The organism is Anaerocaecibacter muris, assembly GCF_943192945.1.
GTDB lineage: Bacteria > Bacillota > Clostridia > Christensenellales > Pumilibacteraceae > Anaerocaecibacter > Anaerocaecibacter muris.
Genome location: NZ_CALPCE010000003.1, coordinates 222,372 through 239,815 on the forward strand (window position 1 = coordinate 222,372; position 17,444 = coordinate 239,815).

14 protein-coding genes are annotated in these 17,444 nt (G+C 50.9%); all 14 read right to left on the minus strand.

Annotated elements, in window-relative coordinates; all coding sequences use genetic code 11:
• Positions 1-190: 190 nt before the first annotated feature.
• Entirely contained in the window at positions 191-1,990 is a 1,800-nt protein-coding gene (locus tag NFR57_RS04095) for an ABC transporter ATP-binding protein (RefSeq protein WP_251182563.1), read from the minus strand.
• Position 1,991: 1 nt separating this feature from the next.
• A complete protein-coding gene (locus NFR57_RS04100) occupies positions 1,992-3,740 on the minus strand; it encodes an ABC transporter ATP-binding protein (RefSeq protein ID WP_251182564.1) in 1,749 nt (582 codons plus the stop codon).
• Between the two features lie 38 nt (positions 3,741-3,778).
• Positions 3,779-4,225, minus strand: coding sequence for a MarR family winged helix-turn-helix transcriptional regulator (locus tag NFR57_RS04105; protein WP_251182565.1), 447 nt, complete (start codon positions 4,223-4,225; stop codon positions 3,779-3,781).
• 152 nt (positions 4,226-4,377) lie between these two features.
• The gene (locus NFR57_RS04110; RefSeq protein WP_251182566.1) at positions 4,378-6,720 is read right to left on the minus strand and encodes an ABC transporter permease; all 2,343 of its coding nucleotides are present in this window, start codon (positions 6,718-6,720) and stop codon (positions 4,378-4,380) included.
• Position 6,721: 1 nt separating this feature from the next.
• Positions 6,722-7,480, minus strand: coding sequence for an ABC transporter ATP-binding protein (locus NFR57_RS04115; protein WP_251182567.1), 759 nt, complete (start codon positions 7,478-7,480; stop codon positions 6,722-6,724).
• A 60-nt stretch (positions 7,481-7,540) separates the two neighbouring features.
• Entirely contained in the window at positions 7,541-8,818 is a 1,278-nt protein-coding gene (locus NFR57_RS04120) for a HAMP domain-containing sensor histidine kinase (RefSeq protein ID WP_251182568.1), read from the minus strand.
• Positions 8,815-9,501, minus strand: coding sequence for a response regulator transcription factor (locus NFR57_RS04125; RefSeq protein ID WP_251182569.1), 687 nt, complete (start codon positions 9,499-9,501; stop codon positions 8,815-8,817). The genes NFR57_RS04120 and NFR57_RS04125 overlap by 4 nt, the downstream gene beginning before the upstream one ends.
• 229 nt (positions 9,502-9,730) lie before the next feature.
• Complete coding sequence (locus tag NFR57_RS04130; protein ID WP_251182570.1) at positions 9,731-10,432, minus strand: DUF4417 domain-containing protein; 702 nt, start codon at positions 10,430-10,432, stop codon at positions 9,731-9,733.
• A gap of 15 nt (positions 10,433-10,447) precedes the next feature.
• The gene (locus tag NFR57_RS04135; protein WP_251182571.1) at positions 10,448-10,981 is read right to left on the minus strand and encodes a hypothetical protein; all 534 of its coding nucleotides are present in this window, start codon (positions 10,979-10,981) and stop codon (positions 10,448-10,450) included.
• A 587-nt stretch (positions 10,982-11,568) separates the two neighbouring features.
• Positions 11,569-12,024: a hypothetical protein gene (locus NFR57_RS04140; protein ID WP_251182572.1), complete on the minus strand. Its 456-nt coding sequence runs from the start codon at positions 12,022-12,024 to the stop codon at positions 11,569-11,571.
• 198 nt (positions 12,025-12,222) lie between these two features.
• Positions 12,223-13,425, minus strand: a complete 1,203-nt coding sequence (gene tuf / locus NFR57_RS04145) for an elongation factor Tu (protein WP_251182573.1) — start codon at positions 13,423-13,425, stop codon at positions 12,223-12,225.
• 150 nt (positions 13,426-13,575) lie between these two features.
• Positions 13,576-15,675, minus strand: coding sequence for an elongation factor G (gene fusA / locus NFR57_RS04150; protein ID WP_251182574.1), 2,100 nt, complete (start codon positions 15,673-15,675; stop codon positions 13,576-13,578).
• 267 nt (positions 15,676-15,942) lie between these two features.
• On the minus strand, positions 15,943-16,413 hold the full coding sequence (gene rpsG / locus NFR57_RS04155) for a 30S ribosomal protein S7 (RefSeq protein ID WP_251182575.1): 471 nt from the start codon (positions 16,411-16,413) through the stop codon (positions 15,943-15,945).
• 316 nt (positions 16,414-16,729) lie between these two features.
• Positions 16,730-17,101, minus strand: coding sequence for a 30S ribosomal protein S12 (gene rpsL, locus NFR57_RS04160; RefSeq protein ID WP_251182576.1), 372 nt, complete (start codon positions 17,099-17,101; stop codon positions 16,730-16,732).
• Positions 17,102-17,444 lie beyond the last annotated feature (343 nt).

Genomic DNA, 17,444 nt, shown 5'->3' on the forward strand with positions numbered 1-17,444 from the left:
ACGTATATACATAATACTTTTTTTCGCGCGGTTTGTCAAGCGGTTGACCCGCAACCGACCGACAAGAGTCTAACCGTTATTGCACAGTCATAAAAGTCGTGACCGATTGTTCGATTTCATAAATCAATCAACAAAACCCCCGCGCTCATGCTTGGTTGCGCGAGGGTTTTGCTTTTACATATAATCTCTATCAATCGGTTGCGCCTGCGAACTGCGCGTTGTACAGCTCGGCGTAAAAACCTTTCTTCTGCAATAACTGTTCGTGGTTGCCCTGTTCTATAATATCGCCGTCTTTAAGCACCATTATTACGTCTGCGTTTTTAATGGTAGACAGTCTGTGCGCTATTACGAACGACGTTCTGCCTTCGGTCAGTTTATCCATTGCGTTTTGTATAGCCAACTCGGTGCGCGTATCGACGTTGCTTGTCGCCTCGTCGAGTATGAGTAGCGGCGAGTCTTTTATCATTGCGCGCGCGATAGTGAGCTGTTGCTTTTGCCCTTCCGAAATTTGCGAACTTTCGCTTATTACAGTATCGTACCCGTCGGGCAGACATGCTATATAGTGCGACAACCCCACCGCGGCGCACACCTCGTTCAGCCGTTCGTCGGTCACGCCCTGTTTGTTGTACACAAGGTTCTCGCGAATAGTGCCCTCGAACAGCCAAGTATTTTGCAATATCATATCGAACAGGTCGTGGACGCGCTCGCGCTTCATGTCCTTTATCGACGTGCCGTCAATCCTGATGTCGCCCGCGTTAAGCTCGTAAAAGCGCATTAACAGATTGACTATCGTCGTTTTGCCTGCGCCCGTCGGACCGACTATCGCCACCTTTTGCCCCTTTTTGAGTTCTGCCGAAAAACCGTGGATAATCTCCTTATCGGGCAAATATCCGAACCTGATGCTGTCGAACGTGACGTCGCCTCGCGGGTTGTCTATGTGCGCCGTCTTTTTGCTCTCGTCCGACATTTCCTCGCTTTCGAGCATGCCGAACACTCGGCGACTCGCGGCGGACGCTTGCTGTATAGACGTCATTGCCTGCGCCATTGTGCCGAGCGGTTGAGAGAACAGTCGCGCGTAAATTACAAACGCCATGAGCGTGCCTATATCCACCGCCTTGCTTCCGTTTATTATCATGGAAATGCCCACGACGAATATAAGCAGGTACGACAGGTTGCCGACAAACATCATTATAGGTTGCATCATGCCCGACAAAAACTGCGACTTCCAATCGCTTATCGCAAGCGCGCCGTTTACTTTGGCAAACTTACGTCTTACGGAATGTTTTGCGTTGTACGCTTTGACCGTGGTGTGTTGCGTAAATACTTCCTCGATTTGACCGTCGAGCTCGCCCAACTGTTCCTGTTTTTTGTCGAAGTGCTTTTGCGAAATTTTAAGAATAATCGCCATAAACACAAAGCCCAAAAGCGACGCGCCTATCGTGGTGAGCGCGAGCACCGCGTTGGTCTTAAACATCATTACCACCGCGCCGATAAACAGCGCAATAGCCGATACAAGGTTTGCCGTGCTCTGGCTCAACGTCTGCGAAATCGTATCGATGTCGTTTGTCATGCGACTCAATATGTCGCCCGTCGTCGTAGTGTCGAAGTAATTAAGCGGCAACTTGTTTATTTTGCCGTTTATGTCGCTACGCAGTCGCTTGGTCGCGCGTTGCGTCACGGTCGCCATTATAAACTGCTGACCGTAAGACAGTATCGCGCCCACGCCGTAAATTATTACAAGCCCTACGCAAATGTCGAGCACCGCGCGCATGTCTATGCCCAACATCAAGCCGTCCTTGATCGTGTTTGTCAAGTCGGATATTCTGTCGGGACCGATAATCGTGCACACCGCGCCGCCCACGGCGAGCAGTATCGCCGAGATTATGGCGGGCAAATACCCTTTGCAGTACGCGAGCAGTTTTCCGAACGATTTGAAATCGGCTTTGTCGCGCTTTGCGCCCTTGTCGTGTTTTTTCATCATAGGGGGCATATTACAATTCCTCCTTCGACAGTTGCGACAGCGCGATCTCTTTGTACACGGGACAGGTTTGCAACAGTTGTTCGTGCCTGCCCATGCCCGCAATCTTGCCGTCGTCCAAAACGATTATTTTGTCCGCGTTCATAATTGTGCCTATGCGTTGCGCTACTATGACAATCGTCGCGTTTTCAAACCGCTTTTTGATATTGCCGCGCACCAGCATATCGGTCTTGTAGTCGAGCGCGGAAAACGTGTCGTCGAATATCATAAGCTCGGCGTTTTTGTACACCGCGCGAGCAATGGACAATCGCTGTTTTTGCCCGCCCGAAAAGTTTGCGCCGTCCTGCGCGACGGGCGCGTTAATCCCGTCGTCCAGTCCCGCGACGAACTCCGCGGCGCACGCCGTTTCGAGCGCGACGGTTAAGCGCGCTTCGTCCGCCTCGTCCGCGCCGTAAGCGACATTGTCCTTTATATCGCCTTTAAACAGCACTGCGCGTTGCGGCGCGAGCGCGATGTTGTCGCGCAAAACTTCTTCGTCGTAATCCTTTACGTTTACTCCGTTGAACAGCACTTCGCCGTCGGTCGCGTCGTAGAACCGTTCCATAAGATTGACTATCGTCGTTTTGCCCGAACCCGTCGCGCCGATAAACGCGACCGTTTCGCCGCGATTGACAGAAAACGATAAGTCGGACACGACCCTGCCGTCGCCGCGATCGTATGCGAACCCGACGTTTTTAAACTCCATAACGGGCACGCCGTCCGCGCGCTTTACCTCTTTTACCGCGCCGCTTCGCACGGAACGGTGCATGACAAGCACTTCGTTTATGCGCTTGCCCGAAACAAGACTGCGCGGCAGAATCATAAATATCATGATTAAAAGCATGAACGCCATGACCACTTGTATCGCGTACTGCGTAAATACGGTCATATCGGCAAACATTTCCACTTTGTCCATGCCGACCGCGTCGTTTATGAGCGCCGCGCCTATCCAGTACACCGCGAGCGTAAGCCCGTTAAGACATATCGTCATAATCGGCATCATAAGCCCCAACCACCGCGACGTAAACAGTTGGTTGGACGCGACCTTGTCGTTGACCGTTTCAAACTTGCCGCTCTGATAATCTTCTGCGTTGAACGCGCGCACTACGCGCACGCCCGTAACGCTCTCGCGCGTCGCGGTGTTGAGCGCGTCGGTCAGCTTTTGTATGCGCTTGAACTTGGGATAGCAAATGCCCACAAGCATGCCCACTGTCACGACGATTACGCCCACGACCACTGCGGTCGCTACCGTCCACTCCACGGCGGTAGACGATACCTTTAATATAGCCCATACCGCAAGCACGGGCGCTTTTATCAGAAGTTGCAAGCCGACAGCGATAAAAGTCTGCATTTGCACCACGTCGTTGGTCGTGCGCGTTATAAGACTGGACGACCCGAACTTGTTTATTTCCGCCGCGGAAAACGAAGTAACCCTGTCGAGCATTGCCTTTCGCAAAGTCTTGGAAAAATTTGCGGCGGTGTGCGCGGCGAAAAATCCGCACACGACCGAACACGCCGCGCTCCCGAACGCATACAACAGCATAAACCCGCCGTTGCGCCACACCACGCCCATAGTCATACTGTCGCCCACAACCTCTTTCATAAGCCGCTGCGTGTATTCCGGCATAGTCATGTCGCAGTAAACCTGCGCGACGACAAACCCCGCGCACAGCGCGGCGAACAACCAGTCGCGCGGCTTCATATATCTTAACAGTTTAAACATTAAACCTCCTTTCGGCAATTACGGCACGACGTTCGGCATTACTCTTTGCCGTCCGACTTTTCGACTATCTTGTTGAGCGCCGCGCCTATCTTTCGGGAAACGCGCAAAAATTCGTACATGTCCGCTTCGCCGACGTTTTCCATGAGATAGTCCACGAGTTTCGCAAGCTCCGCCTGCTTGGCGCGCAATGCTTCCCGCCCGCCCATTGTTATGCGCACGACCGTCCTGCGCGCGTCGCGGTCGGACGGCATGCGCGCAATGAGTCCGCGCGATTCGAGCGTCCGCAACGCCGAAGCAACGCGCGGCGTGGACATGCCGAGCGCCACGGCAATATCGCCCGCAACCGTTTCGTCGTCCGCCAAAGCAAGCATGCGCAATATCGCATAAAGCCCCTTGCCGCTGTCGTCCAGATCGCGGAAGAACCGCTTGGGCTGACCGTCTACAAATCTGTCGAGAAAGTCGATAGCTCTTTGTTCGTCTACCATAAAAATTACCTAACCATATTAGATAATTTATTATACCGCCGCGTCGCGCTTTCCGTCAAGCGAATTTGCGCGCGATTTCGCAAATACACAAAACCGCGCGCAATATACACATATATGCTTAAAATATTCATTTTGTTATTTTCCGCGTGCGGTCAGTCCGCCGCGAGGATATTTTTGGGCGATATTTTTCGTATGCGAAGCGACATCAAGCAAGCGAGCGCGAACGACGCGGCTATAAGCCCGAAGCCTGCGGCGACGTTAAACGCTATGGGAATATTGAAAGTGCATTTGACAATGCCTATCCCGCTTAAAAACAGCGCGGTGAGCGGATTGATTATAACGCTGCTCAACACCAACCCCAACACCGTCGAGAGTACTACCGCGGGCATAAACGACAGCGACGTTTGAAGTATCAGTTGTTTGGTGGTAAAGCCTATCGCTTTGAGTATTCCGTAATCGCGCATTTTGTTATTAAGCGTCGTGCGCGTCAACAGATACAGAACGAACGCGATAATAAGCGCGGACAAAATCAAGATCGCGACGACTATTATTGTCACCAAAGAAATGTAAACGCTGCCCGTTCCCTCGATAGTCGCCTGCATGTTGACTGTGACGTTTACAAACCCCGCGAATTTGGTTTTGTATTCGATGTTAAACGCGTCTATGTCTACGCCGTCGGCAAGATTGACGTAATAACTTATGTCCGAAAGCGTGCCCAACCGCTCGTAACCGCTTCGCGTCAATAGGCAATCCCTGCCGAGGTTATTTGATATTTGCGTAAAACCGCTTATCAAATATTTGTACGTTTTTCCGCCGGCCGTTATTTCTATTATGTCGCCTATTTCAAAATCGTTTGCTTTGGCGTACTTGGCGGCGATTGCTATTTCGTTGTCGTACTTGGGAAACCGACCTTTGTAAACAACGTTTAAATTATTCACACGCGAAAAGTCGTCGCACATCGTAGCCATAAGCTCCGCGCCGCCGACGTGCGCGACGTTTACGGAGTTGTAGACGTATGCTTTTTGCACGCGTTTGTCCGCGTTTATCGTCGATAAAAAGTCGCGCTCTATTTCCGACCGAATATTGATACAACTGTCCGACGTTTCGCCGACTATAAGATTGATAAAAGGCTCTTGATCGACAATCACGTTTTCGATCATCAGTCCCGAAAACACGACCACCAACGACAAAACAAGCATTGTTATGCAAACAACGACGTTGTGTTTTATACCCGCGAGCGTGGTTTTCAGCGCGAGCGCGCCGTTTAGCGGCGCTACCGTCGATTCGAGCGGAACGCGGTTGCGCTTAAAGTTGTGCGTGCGCACGCCTTGCCGCAACGCCGCTATCGGTTCTATGCGCTTTATCTTGCGCGCCGCAAGCCACACGACAAGCGCGACCGCGCCGCACAGTATGGCGACGGAAATCAACAGCGGCAACGGCAAAAACTTAACGGCGTAAGGTATGCCCGTCTGCGCTATCATCATGGCGTTGACTGCGGGGAATACGCAATAGGACAGTCCCGCACCCGCAAGCGCCGCGACGACGGTTATAAAAAGGAACTGCGCGAGCAGCGTAGTAACGAGTTGCCGCGACGTATAGCCCGCGGCTTTGAGCGCGCCGAGGTTTTTGATATTGACCTGTATATAATTGACTATGTTGGACGCAATTACGACAAGCGCAATCAACAGCACGAAAAACGCCATTGCGCTGACTATGCCCGAACATATCATTTGCGAGATGTACCGCGACTGCGAAACAATGTCGTAACAGTTGCTCGCCATGCGCGCGTCGTTAAACCGTTCGGCAATGCGCGCTTTTAGTTCCGATTCGTAATTGAGGTTGATCGATTTGTCTTTGAGCCGCACCGAACACAAGGCGGACGGCGACGCGTATCCCGTCGCTTCAAGCTCGGCGTACTTGTCGCCCGTAAGTATTATTTGCGTGAGCGAGCAGTTGTGCGACCCCATCATCACGCTGTTGAAAAATCCGCAAACATCATACTCGACGGTGCGACTGCCTATCGTAATTTCCACCGTTTTGCCGACGGCTGTTTCGTCCGATTTATAAATCATAGGCATGTATACTCCGCTGTCGGCGGCGCCCGTTTCCACTATTTCCGCCCTGCCTATGCGGCGGGTCAACGCCGCGGCTTTTTCGGTGAACACAAACTGCGCGTTCATTACTCCGCCGTTATACGGGAATGTTCCTACCGCGAACATACAATCCGTCAAACAGTATTGCGCGACGCGATTGTCGCCGTCGAGTAGCTCCGTCATGAAATCCTCGACGGGAGCGGACGAACCATACGAAACAACCGTGACGTGTTCGGCGTTCAGCTTGTCGTGATAGCGGTCGAAATTTGCTTTATAATCCATGGACAGCATGAGCCATAGATTGAACATAAACGACGCTATAATTACAAGCGCTATTAACGCCGCCGTCTGCCCTTTGGCTTTGCGCATGTTCGATCGGGCGATTATAAACGTCTTGCCCATGCTACCACCCCATGTCGCGCAAAAACGCAGACAGCTTTTCGTGCCGCGCCGCGTCGCCGTGCTCGTATTTGCCCAGATCGCACTCGCCCAAAATCACGCCGTCTTTTAAGTACACTATGCGGTTGCCGCGCCGCGCCGAACGTATGTCGTGCGTGACCATGACCACGCTTTGCCCGCGCGAATTAAATTCCGTCAGCACGCCCAAAACGTCCAAGCCCGTCTGCGAGTTGAGCGCGCCCGTCGGTTCGTCGGCGAACAGTATTTCGGGCGAATTGATAAGAGCGCGCACTATGCCGACGCGTTGCGCTTCGCCGCCCGACAGTTGCGAGGGGAACTTTTTTTGCGTTTGCTCTGATATGCCGACCGCCGCAAACAGTTCGCGTGCGCGCCGTACAACCGCCTTTTTGTCCTTGCTTACAAGCAAGCCAGCCGTCAACACGTTGTCCGTAACGCTCATGCCGTCTATAAGATAAATTTGCTGAAACACAAACCCGCAGTGTTCGCGGCGAAACACCGCCAACCCGTCCTGCGACATGTCCGATATTACCTTGTCGCCGAACGTGACCGCGCCCAGCGACGGCGTGTCCATGCCCGATAGCGCGTATAAAAGCGTGGACTTGCCCGCGCCGCTCGCGCCCATTATAACGGTAAAATCACCCTCGTACAGTTCGAGGTTAATATTTTTGAGGACGTGTTGAAGCTCGCCGCCGTTGGAAAACGACTTGCTCAAATTTTCGGTTTTCAATAAAACTTTATTCACGGTTTTCTCCTTTACGCCTCGATTATACGCTCTATAATATTAACCGTCTTTAACGATTTCTTAATTATTTCTTAAATTCGCGCCGCTCGTCGCAAGCGAAACCGTGACGCGCAAACCGCGATCGCCGTTCTCTATTATAAGCGCGCCGTGCATTTCCGTCATAAACCTGTCCGAAATATACAAGCCCAACCCCGCCCCGTCTATGCCCGCGCAGTTACCGCCGCGCATGAATTTTTCTTTGAGGCGCGGCAGTTCTTCCGCCGCAACGCCGCCGCCCTCGTCCTCCGCCGCGATATTCAGCCGCCCGTCCCGTAACTCTGCCGTTAAGGATACAGGCGTGTCGGCGTACTTGTACGAATTGGCAAAAACGTTGTCGAACACCTGCTGTAACCGAAGTTTGTCCGCGACCACCATCACGGACGGAATTTCGGGCAACGCCGCGCGGCGTTTATAGTCCGCGTTTTGTATGAGCGCGACAAGATCCGCGCTGTCAATGTCGGCGGGCGACACCGTCAGTTTGTCCAACTCCTCCAAAGTCGCCGTGAACAGGTTGGATACAAGCGCGTTGACAAGGTCGGCTTTTTCGGTTATTCGCGCATAGCGTTCGCAATCCCTGTCGTCGGACGACTGCGCCGCGCCCACTTCCGCAACGGCTTTTATGCTTGCTATGGGCGTTTTTATGTCGTGCGACAGCTTTGCAACAAGTTCCTTTTTGCTCGCGTTGGCGCGCGCTTCAGCAATGCGCGCTTTTTTCAGCTCCGACCGCATAAGGTCGAAACTTTCCGTGAACGCGCCGAACACGTTTTGCCTGTCCATTTCGAGCGGAATATCCAGATTGCCGCCGGCAACTCGCTCTGCAAAGCCTTTAAGCCCGTAAAACGGCTTGACTATCGTGCGGCGCACATAGTAAAAATACGCCGCGCACAAGCCCAGTTGCGCAACGACCGCCACGGCAATAAAGATTATAACCGCGCGCCGACGGGCAACCGCCGCACTCGACGACGTATTGTAAATTATTATCTTGCCGACAGTTTCGCCGTTTACTTCCGCGTCGATAATCGTGTCGCGGTGCGCTATCGCCTCTGTAAGCGTTTCGCTCAACCCGCTCCGCGTGCGGTATACGACATTGCCGTCCGCGTCTATGACCGTATAGTCGAGCGACGTTTTGTTTTTATGATTGCGCATGTCGGCGAAATCGACGGCGACGGTTTGCGCGACCTCGTTGACGGCGACCGCGTCCTGTCGCGTTTCTGTCGTGACGCACGCAAACACTATTAGCGCGATTATTTCCGCGACGAACAGCGCGGCAACGCCCGATATGAATAAGTAACGCCTCATCTCTCGCCCGCTCCCGAAACAAAACAATAACCGTCGCCCCACGCCGTGATTATATATTGCGGATTGTTGGGGTCGCGTTCTATAGCCTCGCGCAATTTTCGCACGTGCACGTTGAGCGTGCCGTCGCCGGTGAATTTGTCGTGCCATACGTTGTCGAACAGTTCGCGCTTGGTCACGACGCGATCGGCGTTTTGTATAAGATACGCGAGCAGTCTGAATTCGAGCGACGTCAGCTTGACGGGCGCGCCGTCCACCGTCACGCGCTTGGCGGGTATGTCCACAAAAATTCGCCCGTCGTCGAACCGCGCGTCGCCGCGCTTGTCATAGCGTTTGAGCACGGCTTTAACCTTGGCGCACAGCACGCCCAGCGAGTACGGCTTTTGGATATAGTCGTCGCCGCCTATGCCCAGCGCGACAATCTTGTCGTCGTCGCTCGTGCGCGCGGATATAAACAGAATGGGTATGTCCGTCGTTGCGCGCAAGGTCTTGCACAGCGCAAACCCGCTCCCGTCGGATAGATTTATATCGAGCAATAAAAGAGCCGCCGAGTGATCGCGCATAAACGCGTCGCAATCCGCAACCGAGTATGCGACCGCGGTCTTGACCCCGAACAGGTTAAAATATTCGGCGGTGCTGTCGGCAAGTAATTTTTCGTCGTCTATTATAAGACAGTCGAACTTCATAATTTTTCGTCCCGCTGATTATATGATACATACATTATACACCAAATCCCACGCGATAATCTTTAAAATTTCCTTAAATTTACGCCCGTCTAAACCGCCCTCGCAAATTTCCGCCTGCGCGAAATCACGCGCCCGAATACGTTTCGCGCAATGTAAAAAACCGCCTTACGGCGGTCTTTACTAACGCGCTTATTTAACGAAAAATTATTACATCACTGTTACTCTGATTTTATGTATTTAACTTATACCGCGAATTTTTTTCTATCAGGAATTTAGCTTTTTCTTTCCAGTCCAGTTTTTCCGTCCATTCGTATTGAGTAGGTAGAAAAGATTTGATGTTCCCCGTCATTTCGGCAAACGGCTCGTCGTAACAAATTATCGCGCTCGGTTTTATCCGTTTTATCATTTCGTTATATCCCGGCATAAAATCGTCCTCGCAATTTTCACGGTAATATGTACAGACCGCAACAATCGAGCCCTGCTCTATCCCGTCGAAACAAAACTCGAACGTGCGCGCGTCGCCCCACGCCACAGTGGGAATTACGTTCAATCCTTGACTTTGCCAATACGCGCCGCACCAACGATTTTTAAATACGCTCTCTATTTGTAGCGCGAGCGGCATATCGGTAAACAAACTGAAATCGGGCGTTAGAATAGCAAAGTATTGTCTTAATTTTTCCGCCTCGTCATACGGCTTATCGTAAACCCTATCGAACTTCCAATCGTGCATAAAAAAATGCACCGTTTTGTGTGCATTTTCAATATCGTTAATTTTTGTTTTAGTGTAATCCAAAAACTTTATTTTGTTTATGTCGATTTGCTGTTTGCGCACAATCGGAATATCATACTTGCCTATGCCGCGATATTCGTTTCGCACCAATAGCCGCTTATGTTTAGCCTTTTGTATTTCATATTCGGTTAATTCTTTCATTTATTTATCTCCTTTTTAATCCTCGGGCGGATTATCGTAATCCCCTTCGACGCCGCAATACATAAAGCACGGGTGCACCACTTCGCCCCAAAGGTCTTTAAGCAAAACTCCGTCGATGTTGGCTTTATCGCGAAATTCATTTAAATGGTTGTATTCTTGCTTAATTTCTTTGCTACAAAAAACCACAATACAGTCACCAGAAACATACGCTTCCAAATCTTGACTTTTCATTTTCGTATATACTTCATGCACTAAACCATGATGCCAAAATAACATTTCCGAATAGAACATCAACCCGTTTATAAAATCATCGAATGTCGCTTTAAACTTTTGCCCTGCTTTGTACTGTTCACGGGCGCGCGATAGCGGCACAAGCATTGGATAACTAATCCCTTGTTTTATATCCATATCTTTGTTATCTACACACTGACGCCAACCACAGTGTTTGCATTTACCGCTATTACCGTAATCATCTACAAACGTAAGCTGTCCACATACCTCGCACGGCACTGCGTTGTTATATTCATGTGGATTATATTTCTTTTCCATATAGCTACACCTCGTCGGAATTATAATGCTCGTAATCGGGATCCAGATTCGTTGATATTCGTACAGTGTTTCCGTTTACTTGTTCCCATCTATGATCGTGTGGAAACTTATGATCACCCTTTGGATCCGAATGAAAATAATCTCTGTTTCTCACCACAACCCCATTTGAGTCATACCATCGACTTTGTTTTCTTCTACCGTCAACATACAAATCATACCGCGAATTTATGTGTTCCACCTTTTTCAGAAGTCCTTTATGTTCGCTGTCAACCTTTAAAACGCCACCGCTTGGCAATCCTCCCGCACCCATTATATCATTCCTCCTTGTGTATTGTCAATGCGCCTTACTTTTGTCACCGTAAACTCCTCCTTTTTGGGCAACAAAAAACGGAAACCGCAAAGATTCCGTTTTAGAGAGTATAATATTTCCCTCAAGCACAGTATAACACACCTTGTCAAGACCATAAAATCATAACTATTTTTATTTTATGACAATGTTAACTTTGCCACACTTTAATAATTTAATCCTCGGGCGGATTATCGTAATCACCTTGAACGCCGCAATACATAAAGCACGGGTGCACCACTTAGCCCCAAAGGTCTTTAAGCAAAACTCCGTCGATATTCGCTTGCGCGACGAAATCGTCTACGCTCTTATAAATTCGTTTCGTTTCTTTATTTTCAAAAAATATTCCCATATCGCGATAACGCACGGCATAATACTTGTTGTTATACCAAAACAGCATTTCTTTGTACCAATTCAACCCGTTTATAAAGTCCTCAAACGTAGCCTTGAATTTTTGACCTGCTTTATATTGTTCGCGGGCGCGCGATAGCGGCACAAGCATTGGATAGCCTATTCCATGCCATTTCTCCATCAACTCGTCGCCACTACAACCCATCCACCCGCAATTCGGGCATTTATCCGTATTACCGTAATCATCCGCAAACGTAATATTGCCGCATACCTCGCACAGCACGGCGTTGTTATATTCGTTTGGATTATATTTTTGTACATGTCTTTGCTCTTTATTATTTGACATTTACTTATACCCATTATACTTTTTTGCCTTGCGTTTAGTCAATGTTTGGTCTTTTCGTGTCTTATCGTTTTAAATATTTTCAGCGGCGCGAGGCAATACAGGCTTATCAACCCGATCAAACGCAACGAATTATCCAACAAAAAAACGACCTTTCGATGGAAAAGTCGTTCTTTTTGTTTTATGATATTGTTAATTGACTTATTTGATGATCTCGGTGATAACGCCCGAGCCAACCGTTCTGCCGCCTTCGCGGATAGCGAAGCGCAAGCCTTTTTCCGCCGCGATCGGGTGGATAAGCGTGACGGTCATCGTTACGTTGTCGCCCGGGGTAACCATTTCGATGCCCTTCGGCAATTCGACCAAGCCGGTAACGTCGGTCGTGCGGAAGTAGAACTGCGGACGGTAGCCATTGAAGAACGGAGTATGACGTCCACCCTCTTCCTTTTTAAGCACGTACACCTCGGCTTTGAATTCCGTGTGCGGGGTGATCGAACCGGGTTTGGCGATAACCTGTCCGCGCTCGATGTCTTTACGGTCAACGCCGCGCAAAAGGATACCGGCGTTGTCGCCGCTCTGCGCGAAGTCAAGCGATTTGCGGAACATTTCGATACCGGTAACAACCGAGCTCTTCGTCGCTCTGATACCGACGATTTCTACGGGGTCGCCGACTTTGATGGATCCGCGTTCTACACGGCCGGTAGCAACGGTGCCGCGACCGGTAATCGTGAAGATGTCCTCGACGGGCATAAGGAAAGGTTTATCCACGTCGCGTTCAGGGGTCGGGATATACTCGTCAACCGCCGCCATGAGTTCCATAATGCAGTTGCAAGCGGGATCGTCCGCTTTGCCGTTCTGCGCCGCTTCCAACGCTTTGAGCGCCGAGCCGCGTACAACGGGCGCGCCGTCGCCGTCGAAGCCGTACTTGGAAAGAAGTTCGCGAACTTCCATATCGACGAGGTCAAGCATTTCTTCGTCGTCTACTTGATCGGTTTTGTTCATGAAAACAGCGATTTTCGGAACACCGACCTGACGCGCGAGAACGATGTGCTCACGGGTCTGGGGCATAACGCCGTCGGTCGCCGCAACAACGAGGATTGCGCCGTCCATCTGCGCCGCGCCGGTAATCATGTTTTTAACATAGTCCGCGTGCCCCGGGCAGTCAACGTGCGCGTAGTGACGGTTTTCCGTCTGATACTCGACGTGCGAAGTGTTAATGGTAATTCCGCGCGCTTTCTCTTCCGGCGCTTTGTCGATCTGGTCGTAACGCATTTGTTCCGCCAAGCCTTTCGCCGCAAGAACCATGGTGATTGCCGCGGTCAAAGTGGTTTTGCCGTGGTCAACGTGACCGATGGTACCAATGTTGACGTGCGGTTTGCTTCTGTCAAATTTTGCCTTTGCCATTTTTAAATATCCTCCAAGAGAATCTTTTTTTATTTATTTGCCTTATTATAACACTCTTTTACTAAAATCTCAACCGTTTTAACGGTGATTTCCAAAAGATTTTAACGCGCAGTAAGGCGACGCGCGCTATATAGAAAACGTAATAAAGATTTAAGCGTTAGCTTTGGCGCGTTCGCCGATAACCTTTTCCGCTATGTTGCGCGGAACTTCGGCATAGTGGTCGAACTGCATGGTGTAGTTGCCGCGGCCCTGCGTGCGCGAACGAAGGTCGGTCGCGTACCCGAACATTTCGGACAGCGGGATTTCCGCGTGGATAATCTGACTGCCGTTGTTAAGGTCTGTGCCGAAAATCGTGCCGCGACGCGAGCTAACATTGCCCATAACGTCGCCCAAGTATTCGTCGGGCAAAGTTACGTCCACTTTCATGATAGGTTCGAGCAAGTACGCGTCGCCTTTTTTCATGCCGTCTTTAAACGCCATGGAACCGGCAATTTTGAACGCCATTTCGGAGGAGTCAACCTCGTGATAGCTTCCGTCGTAAAGCGTGACTTTAAAGTCAACACATTCGTAACCGGCAAGGATACCGCTCATGCGCGCTTCCTGAATACCGTTATCGACCGCAGGGATATACTCCTTGGGAACGGACCCGCCGACGGTCTTATCCTCGAACACATAGCCTTGACCCTGTTCGAGCGGCTCCATAATGACCTTACAGTGACCGTACTGACCTTTACCGCCCGACTGACGGATATACTTGCCTTCCGCCTCGATCTTCTTGCGGATGGTTTCGCGGTAAGCGACCTGCGGTTTGCCGACGTTGGCTTCGACCTTGAATTCGCGGAGCAAGCGATCGACAATTATGTCGAGGTGCAGCTCGCCCATACCCGCGATAATGGTCTGACCCGTTTCCTGATCGGTATATGTCTTGAAAGTCGGGTCTTCCTCGGCGAGTTTGATAAGCGCCATGGTCATTTTTTCCTGACCGGCTTTGGTCTTGGGCTCGATAGCGACGCGAATAACGGGTTCGGGGAACTCCATGCTCTCCAAAATAATGGGGTGCGAAACGTCGCAGAGCGTGTCGCCCGTGGTCGTGTCTTTAAGTCCGACTATCGCGCAAATATCGCCAGCGCGGACTTCTTCGATATCGGTACGGGAATTGGAGTGCATAAGCAAAAGTCTGCCGATACGCTCTTTTTTATCCTTTGTCGAGTTGAGCACGTACGACCCCGCGGGGCATACGCCGCTGTAACAACGGAAGAACGCGAGCTTACCGACGAAAGGGTCGGCGGCAATCTTGAACGCCAAGCCCGAGAACGGCTCTTTGTCGTCGGTCTTGCGCTCGACTTCCGCGCCGCTCTTATCCGTGCCTTTAATGTTGGCAATGTCGAGCGGGCTGGGCAGATAGTAAACAACCGCGTCCAAAAGTTTTTGCACGCCTTTGTTTTTATACGACGAACCGCAGAACACGGGGTTCATGGTCATGCCGATGGTCGCTTTGCGCACGGCATTGCGAATTTCCTCGACGGACAATTCTTCGCCCGCAAAGAATTTTTCCATAAGCGCGTCGTCTGTTTCCGCAACCGCTTCCAAAAGGATCTGGCGGTATTCTTCCGCCTGCGCCTTCATGTCGGCGGGGATTTCGGTTTCGTTGATAACGTTGCCGAGCTCGTCCTCGTAAATTTCCGCTTTCATGGTCACAAGGTCGATCATGCCTTTAAACGTGTCTTCCTTGCCGACGGGAATCTGCAACGCGACGGGGTGCGCGCCCAACCGATCTTTCATCATTTTAAGCACGTTAAAGAAGTTCGCGCCGTTGATGTCCATCTTGTTGACGTAAGCGATACGCGGCACGCCGTACTTGTCCGCCTGCCGCCAAACGGTTTCGGACTGCGGCTCGACGCCGCCTTTTGCGCAGAACACCGCAACCGCACCGTCGAGAACTTTAAGCGAACGCTCGACCTCGACCGTAAAGTCAACGTGCCCCGGCGTGTCTATAAGATTGATGCGCGTCATAGGCGCGTCGGGAGAGGTGCGCCACTGCGTGGTGGTAGCGGCGGAAGTAATGGTAATGCCGCGTTCCTGCTCCTGAACCATCCAGTCCATGGTCGCGCCGCCGTCGTGAACCTCGCCAATCTTGTGCACCTTGCCCGTATAGAACAAAATACGCTCGGAAGTAGTGGTCTTGCCCGCGTCGATATGCGCCATGATACCGATGTTACGCGTGTTTTCCAATGCAAATTGTCTTGCCATAATAATTTCCTCTTATTAAATTCGGAACTCGCAATGCGACGTTCGGAATTACGGAGCGGCTATGCCGCCTTACTAAACTTAAATTGTATACGATATTAGCAGAAACCGATGAGCAAGCGTGACGCGACAATATTTGCGTCGGCGTTTTGCGCCGAGAACAAGGCGCGTCCGCGCCGTCGTATGTTCACTATACGACAAGCGGGCGCAACGCAGTTATCGCACAAAACGACAGCAAGATGTCGCACGAACGCTTGTGAATCGGTTATATTACCAACGGAAATGCGCGAACGCCTTGTTGGCTTCTGCCACTCTGTGCATTTCCTCTTTGCGCTTGACCGACGCGCCGGTGTTGTTGTACGCGTCGATAAGCTCGCCCGCGAGCCGTTCGTCCATGGTCTTTTCGCCGCGCTTGCGAGCGAACGAAACAATCCAACGTATGGCGAGCGTCTGCTGACGGTCGGCACGGATTTCCAGCGGAACCTGATAGGTCGAACCGCCTACTCTGCGCGCCTTAACTTCCAACTGCGGCTTAACGTTTGTCATTGCTTGATTAAAAACGTCAACCGGTTCGAGCGACGTCTTTTCCTTAATAATGGAAAAAGCGTCGTAAACAATAGCCTGTGCCGTACCCTTTTTGCCGTCTTGCATAACCTGATTGACGAGCTTGGTAACGACTTTGCTGTTATATATAGGGTCGGGTAAAACGTCCCGTTTGGGGACACCGCTTCTTCTCGGCATGATAATCTCCTTATTCAAATTTTTTCGGGGCATGTCCGCCCCGCGTCGCGCTTTCCTTTATATATAATAATGAAAAGCGATTGCTTGCGCCAAAGAACAAAGTATTCGCCTATGCCTGACTAAAATAATAATTAAGACAAACATAGCGCACGTACTGTCGAACAAGCGCGGCGCGAACGGATTGCGTCGGCGTTTGCGAGCGAGAACAAGGCGCAACCGCGCAGTCGTAGCAGCGCTACGTCAAGCGGTTGCAACGCAGTTATCGCCGAAAACGGCAGCAATGCGTCGCGTGAGCGCGCAGAGAAACAGTACTGAATTACTTCGCTTTTTTAGCGCCGTACTTCGAGCGAGCTTGCTTGCGCTTGGCAACACCCGCGGTGTCTAATGCACCGCGAATGATGTGGTATCGCACACCCGGCAAGTCCTTCACACGCCCGCCCCTGACGAGCACAACAGAGTGTTCCTGCAAGTTGTGTCCGATACCGGGGATATAAACCGTACCTTCCATCTTATTGACAAGCCGCACACGAGCGATCTTGCGCAAAGCGGAGTTAGGCTTTTTAGGCGTGGTCGTTGTAACCGAAAGGCACACGCCGCGTTTCTGCGGGTTGTTATCGAGAATAGGGCTCATGGACTTATACTCGACCTTTTGCCGACCTTTCCTAACAAGCTGGTTAATCGTAGGCATATTACTCTACCTCCTTATAGTAGTATTGCCGCTCCCGCTTCGAGTACGCGACCCGAATAAAGAGCAATTGAGACCTGTACGCATATTTTCACGCGTACTCCTTATTATAGATAATTTTATGCCCCCTTGTCAAGCGTTTTAAAGCGAGTGAATAACGAAAAGTGATGGGTGAAAATTTACAAACGTATTACGCGGTACTACATAGGCTGATTTTACTATATAGAAAAGATAAGTCTATACCCCCATCATTCCGAGCTTGCCGAGCAATCCGAGCGATCCGCCGCAGAAAAATACAGCATTATCACCCATGCGGCTTACGCCTTGATTTCTCCGCTTCGCGCGT